The organism is Pedobacter aquatilis, from assembly GCF_032678405.1.
GTDB classification, from domain to species: Bacteria; Bacteroidota; Bacteroidia; order Sphingobacteriales; family Sphingobacteriaceae; genus Pedobacter; species Pedobacter aquatilis_A.
The window spans coordinates 306,682-327,335 of record NZ_JAVTSJ010000001.1; the positions used below are offsets into that span (position 1 = coordinate 306,682).

Below are 20,654 nucleotides of genomic sequence, written 5' to 3' on the forward strand. Positions count from 1 at the left end.
TACAAAGCAAATTTAAGGGTAATAAGATAGTGATGACTATTTATGTTTAGATAGTACATTTTGTTGACACAATTAAGCTTAGGATTATTTTGATAATCGCGTGCCTTGCCGTAACTATTCTTCCAGGTAATCTAAATCTTTATTAAAGCTTTCCTTTAACTGACTCAGTCCGAAAATAGCAATTACCGTTAATATGCCCATAACGATATAGCCTGCAGGGATTAAACCATATTTTTCGGTAAAAAATTCGAAAATAAAAGTAATTGGTATTAAAGCACCACGGACAAAATTAGGCGCTGTAGTGGTAACTGTTGCCCTTATATTGGTTCCAAACTGCTCCGATGCGATAGTAACAAAGGTTGCCCAATAACCCACACAGAATCCCATGAACAAGCAAATCCAAATGAATGAACTGCTGGTAAGACCATAACTGGTTAAATAAACGATTACACTAACCACCGAAAGCAGATGAAAAATGAGTACTGTTTTCCGCCTCGACTTAATCACCTGCGATAAGAGACCAGTAAAAACATCGCCTATGGCAATACCAAAATAAGTAAACATAATTCCTGTACCTGCTTTAAGTGGTTCAGTTGCGCCTAATGCTTTACCAAATTCGGGAGCAAGTGTTACTAAAATACCCACCACAAACCAAAGTGGTATACCAATTAAGATACAATACAGGTATTTGAGAAACCTTTTTCGATCGTTAAAGAGCATAAAGATATTACCTTTCGACACTTCTGTTTGGGCTGCGTGCTTAAACATTCCCGACTCAAAGGTGCCAACACGAAGCAAAAGTAAAACCAGCCCCATTCCTCCACCTACAAAGTAAGAAGTTTGCCAGGTATATTTTGATGCTACGGTAGCAGCAACTGCTGCGCCTAAAAGACCAATTGCGCCCACGATCATGGTTCCATAACCACGTTTTTCTTTATCCATAGTTTCGGCTACCAGTGTAATTCCAGCACCTAATTCCCCGGCCAATCCTACACCTGCAATAAACCTGATTATAGCGTAACTGTTTACAGAGTTTACAAAACCATTTGCAATATTTGCAAGTGAATAAAGGAGAATAGATCCGAAAAGCACCTTGATCCTTCCTAATTTATCGCCAAGTACTCCCCAAAGTATACCACCAAGCAAAAGGCCAAACATCTGAGAATTGATAATTAGAAAACCATCGGTACGCATATTTTCGGCAGATACACCTATTTCAGTAAGGCTTTGAACGCGAACAACGGAGAATAATACGAGATCATAAATATCAACGAAGTAGCCTAGGGCGGCCACAATTACCAGAAAAATAACATTACGGTTGTTGGTTTTTGATTGGGAATCCATTTAACTATTTGGTTTAATTGCTGAAAGTACAAATAAGTGCAAATATTTAAAACAGATATTAAAAATAAAGCCACTCTTGTGACAAGAGTGGCTTTTTATTTGCCTACATAGGAGGCATTTTCTTTGTAGTGTCGGGTGGTGTTGTAGTTTTTGAAGTGTCAGGCGGCGTAGTCGTCTTCGTGGTGTCAGCTGCCGGAGTTGTGGTAGTTGTAGAATCCGTCATTGTACTGTCTGATGATCCAGCCATGTTTTTCGACGAATTGCATGCTGAAGTGGCTACCATTAATGTGCCAGCGAAAGCAAGACTTAAGATTATTTTTTTCATAGTTTTTTTATTGTTAACTGTAGTCTTAACAACCTTATAATCATTTGGTTTTAGATTTTTAGTCAAAACGGATAAAAAGAACTTAGAAACTATATAATAACAATCAGTTACCAAAAGCTAGCCATGATGCATCTTAAGCTTATCTAGCAATTGAGGTGAAACATTTTCGGCATATACACCGTAAGCATCAACCAAAACTCCTTTTAAATTACCTACGTTCGATGAAATTGCATAAACAACAGCACTATCGGCCGGATCATTCATTCCTTCAAAACGATATACCTCCTCTATCTCAAATTCTTCAGGCATTAAGAATAAATCGATTTCCTTACATTTCAGGCTTTCTGTTGTTAAATTGAAATCAAGATTATAGCCACGGCTATCTAAATCAGCTAAAGCTGCTGTAACAGTTTCATAAATATGCATATTCCAATTTACCAAAATATTACGAAAACATCATCACTAAAACTTTAAAAGGTGGTAAAACTTTCTGATATTAGTAAATATGATTATTTCTCAAAACACCCTGAAATGGGTTATGCGCCTTTATCCACCTTTACTTTTTCAGCGCATTTGGGTTAAGAAATTTGAAAACGACTTTAAAAGTTGTACAGTAAAAATCAGTAAGAGTTTTTTAAATAAAAATTATAACGGTTCCATATTTGGCGGCACCATATACGCTGCAACCGACCCTTTTTATGCCTTGTTGTTTGACCAGTTAATGCAAAGAAGAGGTTTTAAAGTTCGTGTATGGCTAAAAAGTGCTTCAATACAATACTTAAAACCAGGCCGCTCTGCATTATATTTCACGATTAAGTTGAGTGATGAAATGATTGCAGAAGCAGAGGAAGCATTAAAAACTGTCGGAAAGTTTGTTAAAGCTTATCCGATGGAAATTACGAATAAAAACGGTGAGTTATGTGCCACAGTTATGAACGAAGTTTATATCCGAAACCTGCATCAGGGCGAAACACCCCGCGTTGCTTATTAACATGATATTATGCCAAGTATTAAAAGTTTAATTCTGCAGGGTGAAGGGGTTATGCTCGATTTCAAAAAAACCATCACTAATACCGAAAAAATTGCCAAAAGCCTGGTTGCATTTGCCAATAACAAGGGAGGTAAACTTTTAATTGGTGTAGCCGACGATGGTACGATTAAGGGCGTAAAATCAGAAGAAGAAGAGAAATACATGATTCTTACTGCTGCACACCAATGCTGCAAACCGGCGATCGAACCTTTCTTCGAAGAAATATATGTTGATGATAAACTGGTACTCGTGGTTAACATCCCCGAAAGCGACACAAAGCCTCATTATGCCTTAGATGAGCAGAAAAAATGGTGGGCTTATATCCGCATCGATGATAAAAGTGTCCTCGCAAGTAAGATAATTGTTGAGGTTTTAAAGAGCGACCATAAGGATAAGGGGGTGCTTATTTCTTATTCAGAAAATGAAAAAAAATTACTTGAATATTTAGAAATCAACGAAAAAATAACGCTAAAGGAATTCAGCAAACTACTGCGAAGTTCTTACCGTAAAGCACAAAAGATATTGGTTAACTTAATTCTGACTAATGTAATCAAAACCAATACCACCGAAAAGGAAGAGTATTTTACTGCCGTGAAATAACGTTCATACTCCATAATACAAAACCTAAACTTATATAGCATTCTTAATGAGGATGAAGTTTGCAGAGCGATCCGATAAATTAACTTTCGATTAACTGTCTTTTTTGAGGTTTAAAAATCCGACCTTTGCAGACCTATGTTTTCTAAAATTTACGCCAGATACAAACCTTATTATAAAGAAAATCTTCATCTAGCCTTACCTATCGTAGGTTCGCAGGTTGGGCATACACTTGTACACATGGCTGATAGTGTAATTGTTGGCCACTTTACCGATACCACACAACTTGCCGCTGTCTCGCTGGTAAACAGCATCTTCATTCTTGTCATGGTAATCGGACTTGGAATTTCATATGGATTAACACCATTAATTGCACAAGAAAACGGGCGGCAAAATTACGAGGAATGCGGAAAGCTATTATCAAATAGTTTAATTATCAATATCCTTGTCGGTATTATTCTTTACGCTTTCGTTCACTTTGGTGTCCTGCTGATTATTGATCACCTTGACCAAACCCCTGCCGTAGTTTCTTATGCTAAACCATATCTGGGATTACTTTCCGTGTCGATAATTCCGCTATTAATTTTCCAGACGTTTAAGCAATTTGCCGAAGGATTGGGTTTTACTAAACAAGCTATGTTTGTATCTATCTGGGGCAATGCGATCAATATTATCCTTGGCATAATCTTCGTAAAAGGAATGTTCGGCATTAAATCAATGGGCGTTAGCGGTGTTGGTTTAAGCACACTAATTGACAGGTTGTTAATGGCAACAGTAATGGCAATTTATGTTTTAAGGTCTGAAAATTTCAAAAAATACCTTGGTAATTTCAAGGCTACCTATATTGATAAAATCAGGGCTTTCAAAATAATAAAAATTGGTGCGCCTGTGGCAATGCAATATTCTTTCGAGATCAGTGCTTTTAGTGGTGCTGCCGTATTAATTGGTACTATTGGGGCTATCGAACAGGCTGCACATCAAATTGCAATTAGCCTGGCTGCTATGACGTATATGATTGCCAGTGGTATTGCTTCGGCTGCTACCATAAAAACCGGGAATAACTTCGGAAAAAATAACTTCGACGACTTACGCAAATCTGCAATAGCCAGCTACCATGTAATTTTATTATTCATGAGCTGCACAGCCATTATATTTGTATTTGCACACAGCATCATGCCATTTATTTATACTTCTGATTTAAAAGTGGTTAAAATTGCAGCTCAATTGTTGATTATCGCAGGCTTCTTTCAATTATTTGATGGGACACAAGTTGTTGGTTTAGGTGTCCTCAGAGGTATTGGTGACGTAAACATGCCTACCTTCATTACATTTCTGGCCTATTGGGTTGTCGGTATTCCGGTAGGATACTTACTTGGATTCCATTTCGGACTTGGTGTAAACGGCATATGGTATGGCTTAACCTTTGGACTATTAACCGCCTCTATCCTGCTGTTTTTAAGATTTCAAAACAAAACAAAAGCGCTTAACAGTAAAGTTGCATTCAGCTAATAATAAAACTTATTTTCCGCCAACATTTACAACCACGCCTATTGTAAAAATAGAATTGCCAGCCGACATATAATCACGTTTTTTTAAACCAATATTACTACTTGTAGTGTATTGAAGCTGAACATTCTTACTCAAGCCCATCCTGGTAAAGAAAATCGGTTCAAAGAAAATATTATCCTCTTTAGGTTGAACCACATTATTCAAGAAGAACCTATCCATTTTTACATGACTGATTCTTAAAGCAGTACCATAGTTTATCGGAAAATTTGTACCAAATAATTTCAGGCTATTCTTTCTCTTTGAACTATAATTTACCTGCAAAAATGATTTTCTGTAATCAACATTCTGCACTTCTGTACTTAACAAAACATCATTTTTATAATCGCGAAAGGTGATATCACTCCAGCCCTTTCCAACGCCTCCGTAAATTTCTATAATCCGGTTATTGTCTGGCCCAAAGGTATCAAAGTAACCACCACCAATTTCAATGAGTTTGTGGCTGAAATCTTTACTTTTCCTTTCATTATTCATGATAGAACCGCTAAAAAGAACGCCAACGTGATTGGAAACGGCATAAGCACCATTTAAACTTGCATTACCTTTTAAGGAGATATGTCCGCCCCCGCTGAATTCGCCTTGCTGGCTAAGCATTGGGGTATTTGGAACATTAGGCATATAAACTGAAGAACAGCTGCTGGCAAAAAGTGCTAAAACAGGGAAAGCTAAACGTAAGTATTTATTCATAGATGACTTATAAACAGATTTTCAAAACAAAAATTGTGCTAATATTTCATTTTCATAAAATCCATTACTCTTTTAAACTCATCATGAAGATCAGCCTTTAACTCTATTCTTTCTGAAGTTTTAGGATGAATAAAACTCAACTCAGATGCATGAAGCAACATAGTAGTCATATTCCATTGTTCCAGAAATAATTTATTCTGCTTATTACAGCCGTGTGTTCTATCGCCGATGATAGGATGAAGAATGTGACTGAAATGCCGTCTCAACTGATGCATGCGACCAGTTGTAGGTTTTGCTTCAACCAATGAATACCTTGAAGTCTGGTGCTTTCCGAAAGGGACATTAATTTCGGCTTTTTGTAAGGTTTTAAATGATGTAAAAGCATCCTGCATCGTACCATTCTCCTTTGCCAGAGGATAATCAATATCCATTGAATCAGGTGTGAAACCTCTTAGAAGCGCTAAATATTTTTTATCGGTTTCAGCATTCATAAATTGCTGATGCATAGCAACTTCAGATTCTTTATCAAAAGCAAAAAGTAAAATACCACTGGTTTTCCGATCGAGCCTGTGAACCGGGCTAACATGCTTCCCAACCTGGTCCCTTAACATTTGCAAAGCAAACTCAGTAGCATCTCTTGCAATCGATGATTGATGCACCAGTAAACCATGAGGCTTATTTATGGCTATTAAATTTTCATCCTGATAAATGATCTCCAACATGCCGCGAAGATAAGGATATTACATTAATCAAATAAATCAAAAGCCAACCTGTACGTATTACAATGCGCATCAACAATGTCTTTGATATCCGTAGAATAACCGCCTCCCATGCTAATCTGCAGTGGAAAACTTTTACGTTTACAAGCCTCAAGGACCATCCTATCCCTTTCCTTGCAACCCATCTTGGTTAAAGAAAGTTTACCTAATTTATCAGTTGACAAAACATCAACGCCTGACAAATAAAAAACGAAATCAGGGTCAGACTGCTCTAAAGCCTTGGTCAGATTAACTTCAAGTACGGTTAAATATTCATCGTCTTCTACTCCATCAGCCAAAGGCACATCAAGACTGGAGATTTCTTTTCTGAAAGGAAAATTTTTATCGCCATGCATTGAAAATGTAAAAACGTTTCCCTTATCATTAAAAATTTCAGCTGTTCCATTGCCTTGATGAACATCTAAATCAATAATTAAGATTTGATTAACTATCTTATTATTTAACAAGTAATTAGCAGCAACAGCCTGATCATTCAACAAGCAAAAACCTTCCCCCCAGTTACTTCCAGAATGATGGGTTCCTCCAGCCACATTAAAAGCTATTCCATCCGTTAATGCTGATAAAGCGCCATCAATTGTCCCTTGCATAATTCTTAATTCCCGTTCAACCAATTGACTGTTTAAAGGAAATCCAATACGCCTTTGCTCTTTTGCAGGCAAGGTTAAATCACGCAATTGCTTCCAATAATCTTCATTATGCGTTAGCAAAATAGTCTCTTCATCAACCGGTTCCGGAAAAAACAAATTTTCTGGTGTAATCGTTCCTTCATGCAGTAATTGCTCAGGAATCAGTTCATATTTGAGCATCGGAAAACGATGGCCTTCAGGAAGCGGATGAGCATACAATGGATGCCAGGCAATTTTTATCATTAACTTAAAATCTCCTCAATATGCTTTTCGATATTGTTACAGATCGTGTCAACGGGAAGATCATTAGCATCTTCCCCAAATGGGTCTTCTATTTCTTCAGCTATTAACTCCAAACTCGCTAATACATAGAGAATAAAAGGAACAATAAGCACTAAATAATAACCTAAACTAAACACCCATCCGATTGGAATAGTTAACACATATACGAAGATAAATTTCTTAATAAAAACGCTGTATGAAAATGGAATCGGCGTATTTTTAATTCGCTCACAGCCACCACATATATCAGTAAACTGGTTAACATCATTCGTGAGTACAATAAGTTGCTCCTGCGAAATAAAACCCTTGGCCGTTAACTGATACAACCTGGAAATCATGCTACTGGCAATCTGATTAGGAATATGCTTTGTTGCCTCTACTTCAATAAGAAAACTATTTTTGCCGAAATACTTTTTTTCACGAAGATGTTCCTTTAGAGCGAAAGCATATTTAGGAATACCATATTCGAAAAAACGGGTTTCTTCATCAGGCAGATTCAACGCTTTAATCTTCATTGCGAAATTGCGGCTAACATTGGTTAAAGCACCTAGGAGCTTACGTCCATCCCACCAACGATCATAAGAAGTGTTTGTTCTGAAAACCAGAAGCATTGAAATAACAAAACCCAGCAAACTGTGCATCATACCGATGTTACTTACATAATCGCTTTTCGAGAGCTTAAAAACATGTAGTTCGAGAAACGAGATAAATGCAGAAAATACGGCCACACTTAGCATCAATGGCCATAACTTTCTAAAAGTATCAGCCTTATGAATGTGGAAGATAAAAGTAAACCAATCTTTAGGGTTATAATTAATCATGATCGTTAGTTTAATATTTTCCTGGTTACATCAAGTAAAATTTTTCCGGTTTGATAGATATCCTCAAATGAATTATAAAGCGGAACCGGACTCAATCGAATCACATCAGGCTCCCGCCAGTCGCCAAGCACATTGTTTTCAACCAAACCATCAAAAATCTGCTTACCTTTTTGTTTTGCGATAATTGATAATTGCGCACCTCTATTTTCAGGTTCTTTTGGTGTAATGATTTTATATTGCTCATATCCAATATTTATATTAACCTGACTGACAATAAATTCAAGGTAATTTGTTAAATCTATACTTTTAGATCTTAATGGCTCAATAAAACCAGCATTTTCAAAAATCTGTAACGAAGCATGGTATAACGACATCGGCATTACCTGCGTACAACTTACCTGCCATCCATCGGCGCCAACCTCCGGAACGAAACCTTTTTCCATTTTAAAACGCTTATTTTCCTGGTAGCCCCACCAGCCCGCAAAGCGATTTAAAGCCGTATTTTCAAAATGTTTTTCATGAACAAAGATTGCGCTTATACCACCGGGCCCTGAATTCTGGTATTTATAAGAACACCAACAGGCGAAATCAACATTCCAATCATGGAGTTTTAAAGGCACGTTTCCTGCTGCATGGGCAAGATCCCAACCAACCAGTGCACCAACAGCATGCCCTGCACGGGTAATTGTCTCCATGTCATACCATTGACCAGTATAGTAATTAATGCCACCAAATAAAACCAAAGCTATCTCATCACTGTATTCTTCGATCTGAGCAACGATATCTTCCGTCTTAAGGATATTTCATCACCTTTACGAGGAAAAACTTCTATAATCGCTTCTTTTGGATCAAAACCATGAAACCTAACCTGGCTTTCAATAGCATATTGATCAGAAGGAAAAGCGCCGCCCTCCATAATTATCTTAAACCGCTTTCCTTTTGGCTGATAAAAGCTCACCATCAACAGATGAAGATTCACCGTTAGCGTGTTCATTGGACAAACCTCTGCCGGATATGCTCCAACAATTGGTGCCATTAACTTTTTAAGTTCTTTATGGTAAAACATCCAGGGTTCTTCACCGTCGAACCAACCTTCTACAGCATAATTAGCCCAGTTATCGAGCTGACGACCCAAAACCTCTTTTGACACTTTAGGTTGCAATCCTAAAGAGTTACCACACAGATATATAAAATCTTTATTATTTTGCTTAGGAAATAAGAACTGACTCCTAAATTGTTTCAGTTCATCAGCAGCATCCATCGCTTTCGCAAACGGGAGATTGTTTTCTAAATTCATTGCATCAATAATACGAAAAAAGCAGATATTGTTAAAAACCCGCTAGCGATAGCTGAAGCAAAAAAAAATCACACCTTATTCGGTTTACTTACGTATTTATTGCCACTAACAAAGAATCTCCAGGGAAGCAAGGCATGCTCCTCAGCATAAGCGATACCGACACGGGGTGCAGCGACAATTTGCCCATCAGCACAAGAAAGCTGATGATCTTCTATCCATATTTCACTGCCTGATAAATCTTTAGCATTAAAAGACCGGTCGATACCCAATGCTTTAGCTGCAGAACCAGGACCTGAAGAAATCGCTGCTTTCGATACGGACATATTTCTTCGTTCTTCCATCAACGCAACACCTATCAATGGCTCTATCGCCCTGATTAAAACTGCATGCGGTTCATCCTTTACCGAACTTACTACATTAAAAAGATGATGCATCCCGTAACACAGGTAAACGTAAGCTACACCTCCCTCACTATACATGGTTTCCGTACGAGCAGTACGACGGCCACCATAAGCATGAGAAGCTTTATCCTTTACCCCAAAATAAGCTTCCGTTTCGACTATTATCCCGGCAGTTACCTGTCCATCAATTTGCGTAAACAGCACTTTACCGAGCAGATCTTTTGCCAAAGCAACAACATCTTCATTCAGATAATAATCAAGCTCCAGCTTCAATTTAAATTAATCTATTTATTTAATAAAACAGCTATAACTTTCTCTAAATTAACCTTATCTGTATCATCAAAATGATTTAAGAATTCACTATCAACATCGAGTACACCGATTACCTCACCACTTTTGATTAATGGCAGTACAATTTCAGACTTTGAAGCAAAAGCACAGGCAATATGCCCTGGAAATTCATCCACGTCGGAAACAATTAATGTTTCTTCCTGCGCCCATGATGAACCACACACACCTTTACCCTTCTTAATTCGGGTACAGGCAACAGGCCCTTGAAAAGGTCCCAAAACCAGCTCATCATTTTTAACGAGATAAAAACCAACCCAAAACCAGTTAAATTGCTCTTTTAGTGCAGCCGCTACGTTTGCCATATTCGCCACAAAATCAGTTTCCCCATACAATAAACCTTCAATTTGAGGAATTAGTGATTCATATTGCTCAGCTTTCGTTACAGCCCTGTTTATAATTAAGTCTTCTGCCATAGTTAACAAAGTTAATCAGTTTTAAATAATACACTAGCTTCCTTTATGATAATGACATTTTTTTGAAAACAGGATAAGGGTAATTTCATTAGTTTTGACAACATTTATCCGTAAAGCATGATTGTAGCCTTAACAATAACAAAGTTTAAAAGCAGAAACATCCCTTTCGCCTTTTTAGGAATGGCTATTTTACGCTTACCCTTATGGTTGAACAGGAAATGTAACTTCTGGAAGTTAATGGGCAGCGGTAAAAATGCACAAGTTGATTTACCACCCGACTTTAAACATTGGGCAATTTTAACAACCTGGGAGAACCGTATTGATTGTGATGAATTTTATAGCAAATCAATTCCTGCCAAATGGTTCAGTCACTTTAGCAAAGAAACATTTACAATATTACTTAAACCTTTAAAATCGCATGGCTTATGGTCAGGTAAAGAGCCTTTTATAGTAAAAAATGATTTAACTCAGAAAAACGAAAAAGTAGCTATACTCACAAGAGCAGCAATTCGTCCTGGTAAAATAAAAGAGTTTAGAAACAATATAAAAAGAGCTGCCGAGGCCATGAGAGAAGCTGATGGCTTTATATTATCAGCAGGAATCGGCGAGAATCCTTTTTTTGACCAGGCTACTTTCTCTGTTTGGGACAACATAGAACATATGAAAAATTACGCCTACCGTTCTTTTGACCATTCGGACATTATTAAGCTTACACGGGAAAGAAAATGGTATTCAGAGGAGCTTTTTGCCCGCTTTGAAATTATAGAAAGCCACGGGAGTTTAAACGGCCAATCTATTTAATCAATCAAATCTTAAAATTCAATAATTATAAACATGAGAGTAATTGCAGAGCTTCCGCACCCGGAATGTAAAATATCCATCTTTTCGATGAACCAGAAATACATTGTAAAATTTGAACAGGGAACCTTCGAACAAAGCTATAAACTCGCCGAATTAGATTTGAGTGGCGGAGGCGTTAATGATGTATTCGAAATTCTGGATGAGGAGTTCATCACAACTGTAATCGATAGATTTAAGTTAATGCGAAGCGATTTCAATTCAGCCTACACAAGACACCAATATTAGAAAACAATATCACAACTAACTGATTTTCAGCAATAAAAACATCAAAACAAAATAAAATTTCGTTTTTAGCCCCTATTCCCAACCTAGAATCAACTCTTAAAAACAAAATTACTTCAAATAAAAAACATAAACAATTGATAAACAGAAAACTATAACATACCACAAAACATTATTTTGTACCGTTATTTTACCAAATAAATGAGAGGTTCATGCTATTTCAGCAGTTAACACACAAAAAAAACCTAAGGCCAGCTGGCCTTAGGTTTTTTTGTGTAAAGTATAGCGTACTTTTATATCAAAGCGATTTCTTATCCTTTAACGGATGCGATAACAATATCATGAACAACTACCCTATACCAGTTTTTAGAAAATTTCTCTACGGCATCTAAATGTATTTTATCTTCCTGATAAGCATTATGATCTTCGATGTTAGCGAAAGTAATGGTTAGTGCATAGGTAAAAGAATTATCGGTTACAGGCCGAACAGGTGTATTAGCTGCTAAACCGTAATTAAGCGTTTTGATATATTTAATTGGCTTCAAAGCTTCAAAAAACTGTGTAAAATCAGCTATCTCTGTTTTGGTTAACTGAGGTTTTAACCAAAACATCACGAAGTGTTGTACCTGCCCTTTTTCGGCGTTATTATTTTCTGTCATGGGGATTTTATTTATTTAAATATAGAACGATTTTTTGAGACATAAAAAAAGCGGTCATCAAAGGACGACCGCTTTAAAATATTATGACTTACTGATTAATTTTTAGGTTGCACGCGACCAGATTTTCTGTCTTCACCTCTACCGATTAAGTAACCACCACCAGCACCTACTAATCCGCCGATTACTGCACCACGACCTTTTTTCTTATCAATTAAAGCACCACCTACGGCACCTGCTGCTGCACCAATTACTGTACCTTTCGCAGCATCACTCCAGCCTTTTTTCTTAGCTGTTGGCTGTGTTCCACCGTATGAGCTTGAAGTACTACCTCCTGAACTTACAGAGTTTGCTCCGGCCCTGCGGGCTGCAGCTAATTCTGCCTGACGTTGTTCTTCAGCGGCCTGTTCTTTTTTCACTAATTCAGCTTTTTTAAAGCTATCTAAACGTAAGCTATCTTTAACAGCTTTAACGGCTAATGCCTTTTCTGCTTCTTGTTGTTTAAATGCAGCCTCTTCTTTTGCTTTGTTGTTACATGCAAACATTACTGAACTTAAAGCTAACACTACTAATATCTTTTTCATGATTCCTGATTTTTTTTGATTACTCGTTCCTGACTACCTAACCTCGCCCGGAAGTTTCATTTGCTATATGATTTAGTTAATTACCCATACTAAAGAAAAAATGATGCCAAATTGTTTTGGAAATCAAAAATTAATCAACTAAATCAATATACCAGAAACCAATTTCAGGCTGAGTTGCATCTTTATCTACCTGATTTGAAGCGGTATCAGACGGCTGGGCGTAAGTCCTGAAAACCAATTCCCCTGTCATAAAATCAATTTTTTGCTTAAAAACAGGACCTTCAAAAGCAAATGTATGGAACTCTCCATTCTCCCCGCAAGGATCAATATTTGGTGGTAACGAGCTGATTAGACTTGTGTTAATGACTTTTCCGCAGATTTCCTTTAAATTCTGCTGAGCGCAAACAATGATTGTATTGTAATTCAGATTTAAAAACTCCTTGATGATTGCGGTTGTATTCATTTTCCATAAAGGAAATATAGCCTCGAGCCCTGCTTCTTTCAGTTTATTTTCGCGATATGTCCTTAAATTTTTCAAGAAGATATCACCAAATATAGAATGTGTTATACCTTCTTCTTTAAATTTAGTAAGATGAAGATGCATCACATCATCATAGGTTTTCATATCAGGCATTTCGGGTAGCCTGATTTGATACAAAGGAATACCAATACTTTCGGCTTGTTTAATCAGCAACGATTCGCGAACACCATGCATAGAAACCCTGTTGTATTTTTCGGTAACTGTTGTAACGAGGTATTTAATTTCAATTGAACTATCCTGCATGGCGTAATGCAAAGCGAGCGTACTATCTTTACCACCACTCCAGTTAAAAATACATTGCCGCTTAATTTTCATTTAACAAGATTTCCTTAAGCGCTGCCATGCCCTCAACGGCACCTTTTTCAATAGCAAAAGTATTTTTATAGCGTTTTACGTCGGGCGTTACCGGATCGATAATATACTTTGGCGCTGATGATGAAATAAAATCAATTAAACCTGCTGCTGGATATACAGCCAATGAAGTTCCTATAAGTACAAAAATATCGGCAGTACGGCAAATCTTTGCTGCCACTTCTATCATAGGAACGGCTTCACCGAACCAAACTACGTGTGGCCGCAACTGTGATCCCAACTCACACAATTCTCCCATTTTAATTTCCGTTCCTGCAACCGGGTATACAAGACTGGATTTTTTATCAGATTGGGATTTAGTAATAACGCCGTGAAGGTGCGTTACTTTAGTAGAACCTGCCCGTTCATGCAAATCATCAATGTTCTGAGTGACGATCTCAACATCAAAATACTTTTCGAGTTCCGCTAAAATCTCGTGCCCGGCATTTGGTCTGGCAGAAACAACCTGCCGCCTTCGCTCATTATAAAATTCCTGTACCAGGCCTGGGTTTCTTTCCCAGGCTTCGGGGGTTGCTACATCGTAAACATTGTAACCTTCCCATAAGCCATCAGAATCGCGAAAAGTTTTCAAGCCACTTTCAGCACTTATGCCGGCACCTGTTAATACCACCAGTTTTTTCATCTTTTAAATACGTTGAGCTTAGAAAAATTAACAAACTTATTGCCGATTCTTCCATTCGCCTGGAAAATTTCCGGGTGAAACATGCAGGCCAATGATTCAATTCCATCAACCAAGGTCCCGGCGCTTGGCTGCGTAAACATATCGAAATCGGCAATATAAACCTGGTTACTTTTTACAGCTTCAAGCTCATCCCAGCCAGGTTTCGAAACCAGTAAACTCATTTCTTCTATGCTGCGCTGTACATCAAACCCACAAGGGGCAACAATAAGCACTTCAGGATTATATTTGAGGATTTTATCCCATTGGATTACAATAGAATCGCCTGCCGGATTGGATAACATATCGACACCACCAGCCGCTGCAACCTGAAAAGGAATCCAATGGCCACAATTATACACCGGTTCAATCCACTCCATAATCATTACCCGTTTCAGCGGTGCGCTGTTTGCCCTTAGCTCATCTAAAACATAAGCTGTACGTTTCTGTAAACCCGCGAGATACTTTAAGGCAACTTCCTCTTTGCCCATAGCCCGGGCAATAGTTAATGCACACTCGTAAACATCATTAAGGTTATTTGGAGATAAAGGAACCAAAAGGGGTTGTTTGGTTAACTTCATCACCGCAGTTTCAGTACAAACGGTGTCGATGTTACAAACCTCACAAACATCCTGTGTAAATACAATATCAGGAGAAATACGCTCCAGTAATTCATCATCAACCCAATATAAACTCTTACCCTGGGCTTTAGATGCAGAAAATATGCGATCGATTTCGATACTTGAATAATTCTTACCTTCCAAAATGCAACGAACAATTTTAGGCATATCAGCAGCCTCTTTAGGGCATTCGAAAGTAACACCGCAGAGGTATTCCTGTAAACCCATATCATAAATCATTTTGGTAGCAGCAGGCAAAAAAGAAACAACTTTCATATCAAATATTTATATCGTCATTTAAAATAAGTATAAGCGACGGTAGATTTAAATTTAAAAAAAATCCCCTTTTGAAATTCATCAAAAGAGGATTAACACTAAAAAAATTGTAATCAGGCTTTTTGCACCTGTAATTTTAATACAGGATATTTAGCCTTTAATATTTCAAAAGCTCCGAAAAGCAATGCACCATAAATTAATGTTCCTTCAAGGAATCTGATTTCAAATGGAATAGCTTTTTCTAAAACTAACCAGAAGCCTGCAAGGTCTTGTGTATACGCAGGATTCTTAAACCATATAGGAAAATCAGTTACAATCCAGTGGATTAACACAATAACCAATGTAGAGGCTAGCAGATTAACAATATTGATATTTTTCAACATCACACGCCCAACCAAAACCATTAATGCAAAGGCCAAATAAACCCAGTACCAACCTTCATAAAGGAAACCATTGCTGTATTTGCTAAAAATAGTTGTTGATAGCACAAAATCGCTTAAAAACAAACTCAATATCGGAAACGCAAAAGCTTTTAAATGGTCTTTAAAGTACGCACCGCCAAAAAGTGCTACAGCACCGATTGAGGAGAAGTTTGCAAATTTTAATTCATCTGAATTGAATGTCACCAACAAACGGAAGCCGGTTATTGCCAATATCATTAACAATAAAACTACGGTACGTGGGTTAAATTTTAAGTGAGCCATTTTATATTGGTTATTTATAGTGCAAAGTTAAATTTTCTTAACGGATATTAAAAGTAACACCGGTATTAAAATTGAAGCCTAAACTATTATAACCAATAATCTCGTTATATTTTTCGTTTAAGATATTTTTAGCATCAAAGAATAGCTTCACCCTTTTACCAGCCAGAGCATATTCTGCGTAAGCACCAAGCAACTTATATGCAGGCAATGTATCAACCGTGTAAGTACTGAAATTTCCATCGGTACGGCTACCAAAATAACGATAGTTAGCACTCACAAATAAATTAGCTGTAGCCTGTAAACCTGCATTAATACCAAAAGTATGTTTTGGTCTGCGGAAAAGGTAATCAGCAATTGCATTATCAACAAAGTTAAATTCATTACCTTCTACATAAGCGTAATAACCATTTAAGTTAAACTTACCTAACTTAACAGCAGGTTCAACCTCAAGTCCCTTTGTTTTCTGGCTAACCTGGTTTACATAACCGGCAGGATAAGCATAAATAATTGCATCAGTTAAATCGCGTTTAAATCCGGCTACACGTAAAGAAAACTTATCATCGGCAAAACTGAAATTCACGCCAGCCTCATAGTTTTGCGATTTCTCAGGCTTCAGGTTTAAATTAGCACCAAACTGGCCAAACAACATATTTAATGTAGGTACTTTAAAAGCCGTTGAAACTGTTCCGAATAACTTAATTTCTTTAATGATGTTGATGCTTGGAGTTACTGAATAAGTATAGTTCTCGCCATATTGTTCGTGTTTATTGTAACGTCCGCCAACTTCCAGGTTAAATATGCTTAAATCGTGTAAGAACAATGAACCATAAGCCGCGAAAATATTAGCTTTAGGGTTTGAACCCGCTGCTGTTAACTTCATTACACGATTATCAATCCCTACTAATAAATCTAAATTGTTGTTTAATTTCTGGTTGTAAAATAAATCGATAATGTTCACCTTGCCCTGGCTAAAGCTCGGGAATGAGCTGTGCGCATCGTTAGAAGTATTTTCATAGCTGTAGTTTAAGGTAACTTTTCCCGTAGCAAATTCATATTTTGCGTTTGTACCTGCTGCCACATTTTTCAGGATTGAATAATTTCCGGCATCAGTAAAAGCACCTCCATCAAAACTATAATTCCCATAATAGTACCTCACAAATGGGTTAATCGAGAAATGTTTATCAAGCTTAATACCAAAATTAGCATTTAATGCACCGGTTCTGAAACCGTCTTTATCGAATTCAGTATTATTTCCTGCCGGATTTGCAGCTTCTGAAATGCCGTTTGTTTTATTTTGTGTGTAGTTAATGTTATAGCTAAATCCTTCAACACCGCCATTTAAACCAATAGTACCTTTATAAGTTTCATAGCTACCAGCACTTGCAACACCGTAAATTGTATTACCTTTTGGTCCACCTTTTTTAGTAATGATGTTGATTACACCCGCTACAGCATCTGAACCATAAATGGTAGATTGCCCGCCTCTCAAAATCTCAATATGGTCAATCTGGTCGATGGAAAGTAAACGTAAATCGAATGCACCACCATTGCCAGATGGGTCATTCTGAACGATTCCATCTATTAAGACAACTGCATATGCACTCCCAGCACCGCGAAAAAATACCGATTTATTTAACCCTGGATTACTGCTTGCACCAGCAACGATGATTCCTGCCTGCTCGCTGATTAAATCAGGTAACGATTTACCATGACTTCTCTCCAGCACTTCATTACTGATAATGGTTACTACTTTACCTGTTTGTGATTGTTTTTGATCGTTTTTTGTTGCTGTGATTACAACATCTTTCAGACGTAGACTGTCTTGAGCGTTAGCCAGCTGACTAACTGTTAATTGTGCAAACCCCAGGCCAGCAGCAATTAAAATTCTTTTTTTGTTCATTTGATTGTGAGTTTTGCCCACAGCCAACAGTTAGAAAAGGAAATGAAAATACGAAAAACGTTAAGTACCTCAATCCTAGCTTCAATCCCCGAAAGCTATGAAATTATTCGCTAAAGGCAGGTCTTCTGACTTACTCCCGGTTCTTTCTGCCTTCCCATTGAAATAGTGGCTTTAGATTGAAATACCGTTATGGAGCTTACAGCTGCGGGACAGTTGCAGAATTACACTGCATTCCCTTTTAATTCCGGATGTAAATCCGGAAACCAAAAGCGCTGCAAAAGTAACAAAATTTGGTAAGATGTAAAATGGATGATGGGAAATGGGTTTTATAACACAAAAAGCTAACTTTAGTTATGAAATTTATTTGCCTTACCTTATTTTCTGTAATGAGTTTGATTGCAAAAGCACAACAAACAGATACCGTTTTGCTAAAAAAGTTAATGGAATCAAAACCAGAACTATTCAGTAAGGTGTTAAACCATCCTGACAAAAACCAGATCCAGGTTTTGTACACGCAAGTGAACCGCGATACACAGAATAAGCCCAGTTTTAAAACTTATTCTTATAATTTTGATGCTCATCATTATTTCTATCCGGCAAGTACAGTTAAACTTGCTGCCGTTATCTTCGCCCTGGAAAAAGTAAATCGGCTAAAAAGTACCGGATTAACGGTTAAAAGTACGATGATAACTGATAGTGCTTTCAAAGGACATACAAAAGTTACTAAAGACACCTCTTCGGCAAATGGTCTACCTTCACTGGAACATTACATTAAGAAAATTTTGTTAACCAGCGATAATGATGCTTTCAACCGTTTATTTGAGTTTATTGGCCGTGCTGAAATAAATGAAAAGTTAAAAAAATATGGCTTAAACGATAGCCGCATTTTAAATCGCCTGGCTATTGGCGATGCCGGAGAAACGGCAAAACATACTAACCCGATTAAATTTTACAATGGCGATAAACTGGTTTACAGTCAGCCCGCACAATTTGATGCTAAGGAATATCCATTAACGTTAACCAATACCACTATGGGAAAAGGTTACCTGGACAGTACCGATAAATTAGTAAACAAGCCCTTTAGCCTGGAAAATAAGAATGCATTTGCTATTAATGACCAGCAAGAGCTAATGAAAAAGCTTATTTTACCTGAAGCCTTCTCCTTAAAAGAGCGTTATCATTTAACAGCCGCCGATTATAATCTGATTTATACCTACATGAGCATGTACCCTACTGAAAGCGCTGACCCGAAATACAAGCCCGAGGAGTTCTGGCCAACCTACGCTAAAATGCTTTATTATGGACGGGAAAAAGAAACTGATTTAAATCCTAACATCCGCATATTTAACAAATACGGTGACAGTTATGGCTACATAATCGACAATTCTTACTTCGTGGATTTCAAAAGTGGAATTGAGTTTTTCTTAACCGCTGTTGTACAGAGCAATGAAGACGGCATATTTAACGATAATAAATACGAGTATGAAACGGTATGTTATCCATTTATGAAAAACCTGGGCAGAACCATATATGAGTATGAAATGAAGCGTAAAAAACTACATCGTCCCAATCTGAGCAAGCTGAAAATGGGTTATAAATAGATTACAAAAAGTTAATATAACAAAACATAAATATTCGATAACTTTAAGATAATCATCCCTATACGAAACATTAATAATTATTTAAAACCAAATCAGTTATGGGAAAATTTGTAATCAGTAAAAGAACAAACGGAGAATTTCAATTTAACCTTGTTGCGGGTAACGGACAAACAATCTTAAGCAGCGAAGGTTATTCGGCTAAGACAAGCTGCGAAAACGGAATTGAATCGGTAAGAAAAAATTCGCAAGACGATTCGAAATTTGAAAAGAAAACGGCTAGCAATGGTAAAGCTTATTTTAATTTAAAGGCAACAAACGGATAAGTGATCGGAACAAGCCAGATGTACGAGAGTGAAGCTTCAAGAGATAACGGAATTGTATCGGTAAAAAACAATGCACCGGAGGCAACGGTTGATGACCAAACGGCCTAAAACAAAAAAGTCCCGATTTTCATCGGGACTTTTTTAATATCATTATCGCCTGAGCGAGAATTTCTATTTTACTGCATCAATTACAGCTTTGAAAGCTTCTGGGTGATTCATTGCTAAATCAGCCAATACTTTACGGTTTAAACCGATTTCTTTAGAAGCTAGTTTACCAATTAACTGAGAGTAAGAAATACCATGCTGGCGTGCACCTGCATTGATACGTTGAATCCACAATCCGCGGAATTCTCTTTTCTTAACTTTACGGTCACGGTAAGCATATTGCAAACCTTTTTCTACCGTATTTTTAGCAATTGTAAAAACCTTACTTCTTGCGCCCCAATAGCCTTTGGCCATATTAAGGACTTTTTTTCTTCTTCTTCTCGAAGCTACTGCGTTTACCGAACGTGGCATGTTGTTGTTGTTTTTTGGTAAGCGGCGCCCTGTTTAAGGAACTTTAATGCCTGATACCTGGTGAATTAATAAATTACTTTCCGATACAAAGCATACGTTTAACGTTACCAGTATCTGCTGCTGTTACCATGCTAGCGTTTCCAAGTGCACGTTTACGTTTAGTACTCATCTTTGTTAAGATGTGACTTTTGTATGCGTTGTTTCTTTTGATTTTACCTGTTCCAGTAAGCGAAAAACGCTTTTTAGCACTGGAATTGGTTTTCATTTTTGGCATAACCTGTTTTTTAATTTATAAACCTAT

General features: G+C 37.3%; 28 protein-coding genes and 1 riboswitch. Of the genes, 8 read left to right on the forward strand and 20 right to left on the reverse strand.

Going from position 1 to position 20,654, the window contains the following annotated elements; all coding sequences use genetic code 11:
* Positions 1-114 precede the first annotated feature (114 nt).
* The 3 genes from R2R71_RS01385 to R2R71_RS01395 form a co-directional block, all read right to left on the reverse strand.
* Positions 115-1,344 (reverse strand): MFS transporter, encoded by a 1,230-nt coding sequence (locus R2R71_RS01385; protein WP_316829443.1) that lies wholly within the window; start codon positions 1,342-1,344, stop codon positions 115-117.
* Between the two features lie 103 nt (positions 1,345-1,447).
* Positions 1,448-1,669, reverse strand: coding sequence for a coproporphyrinogen III oxidase (locus R2R71_RS01390; protein WP_316829444.1), 222 nt, complete (start codon positions 1,667-1,669; stop codon positions 1,448-1,450).
* Between the two features lie 117 nt (positions 1,670-1,786).
* Positions 1,787-2,095 carry a phosphoribosylpyrophosphate synthetase gene (locus R2R71_RS01395; RefSeq protein ID WP_316829445.1) on the reverse strand — a complete coding sequence of 103 codons (309 nt, stop codon included), beginning with the start codon at positions 2,093-2,095 and terminating at the stop codon, positions 1,787-1,789.
* A 79-nt stretch (positions 2,096-2,174) separates the two neighbouring features.
* Between R2R71_RS01395 and R2R71_RS01400 the strand changes: the two genes are divergently transcribed.
* From R2R71_RS01400 to R2R71_RS01410, 3 genes are all read left to right on the forward strand, one after another.
* Positions 2,175-2,660 (forward strand): DUF4442 domain-containing protein, encoded by a 486-nt coding sequence (locus R2R71_RS01400; protein WP_316829446.1) that lies wholly within the window; start codon positions 2,175-2,177, stop codon positions 2,658-2,660.
* A gap of 9 nt (positions 2,661-2,669) precedes the next feature.
* Positions 2,670-3,299: an ATP-binding protein gene (locus R2R71_RS01405; RefSeq protein ID WP_316829447.1), complete on the forward strand. Its 630-nt coding sequence runs from the start codon at positions 2,670-2,672 to the stop codon at positions 3,297-3,299.
* Between the two features lie 135 nt (positions 3,300-3,434).
* Entirely contained in the window at positions 3,435-4,805 is a 1,371-nt protein-coding gene (locus R2R71_RS01410) for an MATE family efflux transporter (protein ID WP_316829448.1), read from the forward strand.
* A 9-nt stretch (positions 4,806-4,814) separates the two neighbouring features.
* Here the strand turns inward: R2R71_RS01410 and R2R71_RS01415 are convergent, their stop codons facing one another.
* The 8 genes from R2R71_RS01415 to R2R71_RS01450 all read right to left on the reverse strand — a co-directional run bounded on the left by R2R71_RS01415 (position 4,815) and on the right by R2R71_RS01450 (position 10,519).
* A complete protein-coding gene (locus R2R71_RS01415; protein WP_316829449.1) occupies positions 4,815-5,549 on the reverse strand; it encodes a hypothetical protein in 735 nt (244 codons plus the stop codon).
* Positions 5,550-5,587: 38 nt separating this feature from the next.
* A complete protein-coding gene (locus R2R71_RS01420; RefSeq protein ID WP_316829450.1) occupies positions 5,588-6,271 on the reverse strand; it encodes a pseudouridine synthase in 684 nt (227 codons plus the stop codon).
* A gap of 23 nt (positions 6,272-6,294) precedes the next feature.
* On the reverse strand, positions 6,295-7,197 hold the full coding sequence (locus R2R71_RS01425) for a histone deacetylase (protein WP_316829451.1): 903 nt from the start codon (positions 7,195-7,197) through the stop codon (positions 6,295-6,297).
* Entirely contained in the window at positions 7,197-8,057 is an 861-nt protein-coding gene (locus tag R2R71_RS01430; RefSeq protein ID WP_316829452.1) for a bestrophin family protein, read from the reverse strand. Before R2R71_RS01430 ends, R2R71_RS01425 begins: the two co-directional genes overlap by 1 nt.
* Before the next feature lie 5 nt (positions 8,058-8,062).
* Positions 8,063-8,800, reverse strand: coding sequence for an aminotransferase class V-fold PLP-dependent enzyme (locus R2R71_RS01435; protein WP_316829453.1), 738 nt, complete (start codon positions 8,798-8,800; stop codon positions 8,063-8,065).
* A 2-nt stretch (positions 8,801-8,802) separates the two neighbouring features.
* A complete protein-coding gene (locus R2R71_RS01440; RefSeq protein ID WP_316829454.1) occupies positions 8,803-9,354 on the reverse strand; it encodes a hypothetical protein in 552 nt (183 codons plus the stop codon).
* Between the two features lie 68 nt (positions 9,355-9,422).
* Positions 9,423-10,028, reverse strand: a complete 606-nt coding sequence (locus tag R2R71_RS01445) for a DNA-3-methyladenine glycosylase (RefSeq protein WP_316829455.1) — start codon at positions 10,026-10,028, stop codon at positions 9,423-9,425.
* Positions 10,029-10,039: 11 nt separating this feature from the next.
* Entirely contained in the window at positions 10,040-10,519 is a 480-nt protein-coding gene (locus R2R71_RS01450; protein WP_316829456.1) for a GAF domain-containing protein, read from the reverse strand.
* Positions 10,520-10,636: 117 nt separating this feature from the next.
* Between R2R71_RS01450 and R2R71_RS01455 the strand changes: the two genes are divergently transcribed.
* Both R2R71_RS01455 and R2R71_RS01460 read left to right on the forward strand, forming a co-directional pair.
* Positions 10,637-11,320 (forward strand): DUF3291 domain-containing protein, encoded by a 684-nt coding sequence (locus R2R71_RS01455; protein WP_316829457.1) that lies wholly within the window; start codon positions 10,637-10,639, stop codon positions 11,318-11,320.
* Positions 11,321-11,353: 33 nt separating this feature from the next.
* Positions 11,354-11,605: a hypothetical protein gene (locus R2R71_RS01460; protein ID WP_316829458.1), complete on the forward strand. Its 252-nt coding sequence runs from the start codon at positions 11,354-11,356 to the stop codon at positions 11,603-11,605.
* Between the two features lie 308 nt (positions 11,606-11,913).
* Here the strand turns inward: R2R71_RS01460 and R2R71_RS01465 are convergent, their stop codons facing one another.
* The 7 genes from R2R71_RS01465 to R2R71_RS01495 all read right to left on the reverse strand — a co-directional run bounded on the left by R2R71_RS01465 (position 11,914) and on the right by R2R71_RS01495 (position 17,913).
* Positions 11,914-12,261 (reverse strand): Dabb family protein, encoded by a 348-nt coding sequence (locus R2R71_RS01465; protein ID WP_316829459.1) that lies wholly within the window; start codon positions 12,259-12,261, stop codon positions 11,914-11,916.
* Between the two features lie 95 nt (positions 12,262-12,356).
* Entirely contained in the window at positions 12,357-12,842 is a 486-nt protein-coding gene (locus R2R71_RS01470) for a YMGG-like glycine zipper-containing protein (protein WP_316829460.1), read from the reverse strand.
* 130 nt (positions 12,843-12,972) lie between these two features.
* Positions 12,973-13,698 carry an ATP-binding protein gene (locus tag R2R71_RS01475; protein WP_316829461.1) on the reverse strand — a complete coding sequence of 242 codons (726 nt, stop codon included), beginning with the start codon at positions 13,696-13,698 and terminating at the stop codon, positions 12,973-12,975.
* Positions 13,688-14,377 (reverse strand): SIR2 family NAD-dependent protein deacylase, encoded by a 690-nt coding sequence (locus R2R71_RS01480; protein WP_316829462.1) that lies wholly within the window; start codon positions 14,375-14,377, stop codon positions 13,688-13,690. Before R2R71_RS01480 ends, R2R71_RS01475 begins: the two co-directional genes overlap by 11 nt.
* Positions 14,374-15,309 (reverse strand): ABC transporter substrate-binding protein, encoded by a 936-nt coding sequence (locus R2R71_RS01485; RefSeq protein ID WP_316829463.1) that lies wholly within the window; start codon positions 15,307-15,309, stop codon positions 14,374-14,376. The genes R2R71_RS01480 and R2R71_RS01485 overlap by 4 nt, the downstream gene beginning before the upstream one ends.
* Positions 15,310-15,422: 113 nt before the next feature.
* Positions 15,423-16,013, reverse strand: coding sequence for a DUF6580 family putative transport protein (locus R2R71_RS01490; protein WP_316829464.1), 591 nt, complete (start codon positions 16,011-16,013; stop codon positions 15,423-15,425).
* A gap of 37 nt (positions 16,014-16,050) precedes the next feature.
* On the reverse strand, positions 16,051-17,913 hold the full coding sequence (locus R2R71_RS01495; RefSeq protein WP_316829465.1) for a TonB-dependent receptor plug domain-containing protein: 1,863 nt from the start codon (positions 17,911-17,913) through the stop codon (positions 16,051-16,053).
* Positions 17,914-18,010: 97 nt separating this feature from the next.
* Positions 18,011-18,196: riboswitch (cobalamin riboswitch) on the reverse strand.
* Positions 18,197-18,266: 70 nt separating this feature from the next.
* On the opposite strand from R2R71_RS01495, the gene R2R71_RS01500 reads away from it, so the two are divergent.
* The 3 genes from R2R71_RS01500 (at position 18,267) to R2R71_RS01510 (ending at position 19,945) form a co-directional block, all read left to right on the forward strand.
* Positions 18,267-19,514 (forward strand): serine hydrolase, encoded by a 1,248-nt coding sequence (locus R2R71_RS01500; RefSeq protein WP_316829466.1) that lies wholly within the window; start codon positions 18,267-18,269, stop codon positions 19,512-19,514.
* Between the two features lie 98 nt (positions 19,515-19,612).
* Positions 19,613-19,837 (forward strand): DUF1508 domain-containing protein, encoded by a 225-nt coding sequence (locus R2R71_RS01505; RefSeq protein ID WP_316829467.1) that lies wholly within the window; start codon positions 19,613-19,615, stop codon positions 19,835-19,837.
* Positions 19,838-19,945: a YegP family protein gene (locus tag R2R71_RS01510; RefSeq protein WP_316829468.1), complete on the forward strand. Its 108-nt coding sequence runs from the start codon at positions 19,838-19,840 to the stop codon at positions 19,943-19,945. It abuts the gene before it with no gap.
* Between the two features lie 63 nt (positions 19,946-20,008).
* Here R2R71_RS01510 and rplT read toward each other — a convergent pair whose 3' ends face one another.
* Positions 20,009-20,353: a 50S ribosomal protein L20 gene (rplT, locus tag R2R71_RS01515; protein ID WP_316829469.1), complete on the reverse strand. Its 345-nt coding sequence runs from the start codon at positions 20,351-20,353 to the stop codon at positions 20,009-20,011.
* A 73-nt stretch (positions 20,354-20,426) separates the two neighbouring features.
* A complete protein-coding gene (rpmI, locus tag R2R71_RS01520; RefSeq protein ID WP_056872807.1) occupies positions 20,427-20,627 on the reverse strand; it encodes a 50S ribosomal protein L35 in 201 nt (66 codons plus the stop codon).
* Positions 20,628-20,654: the final 27 nt, after the last annotated feature.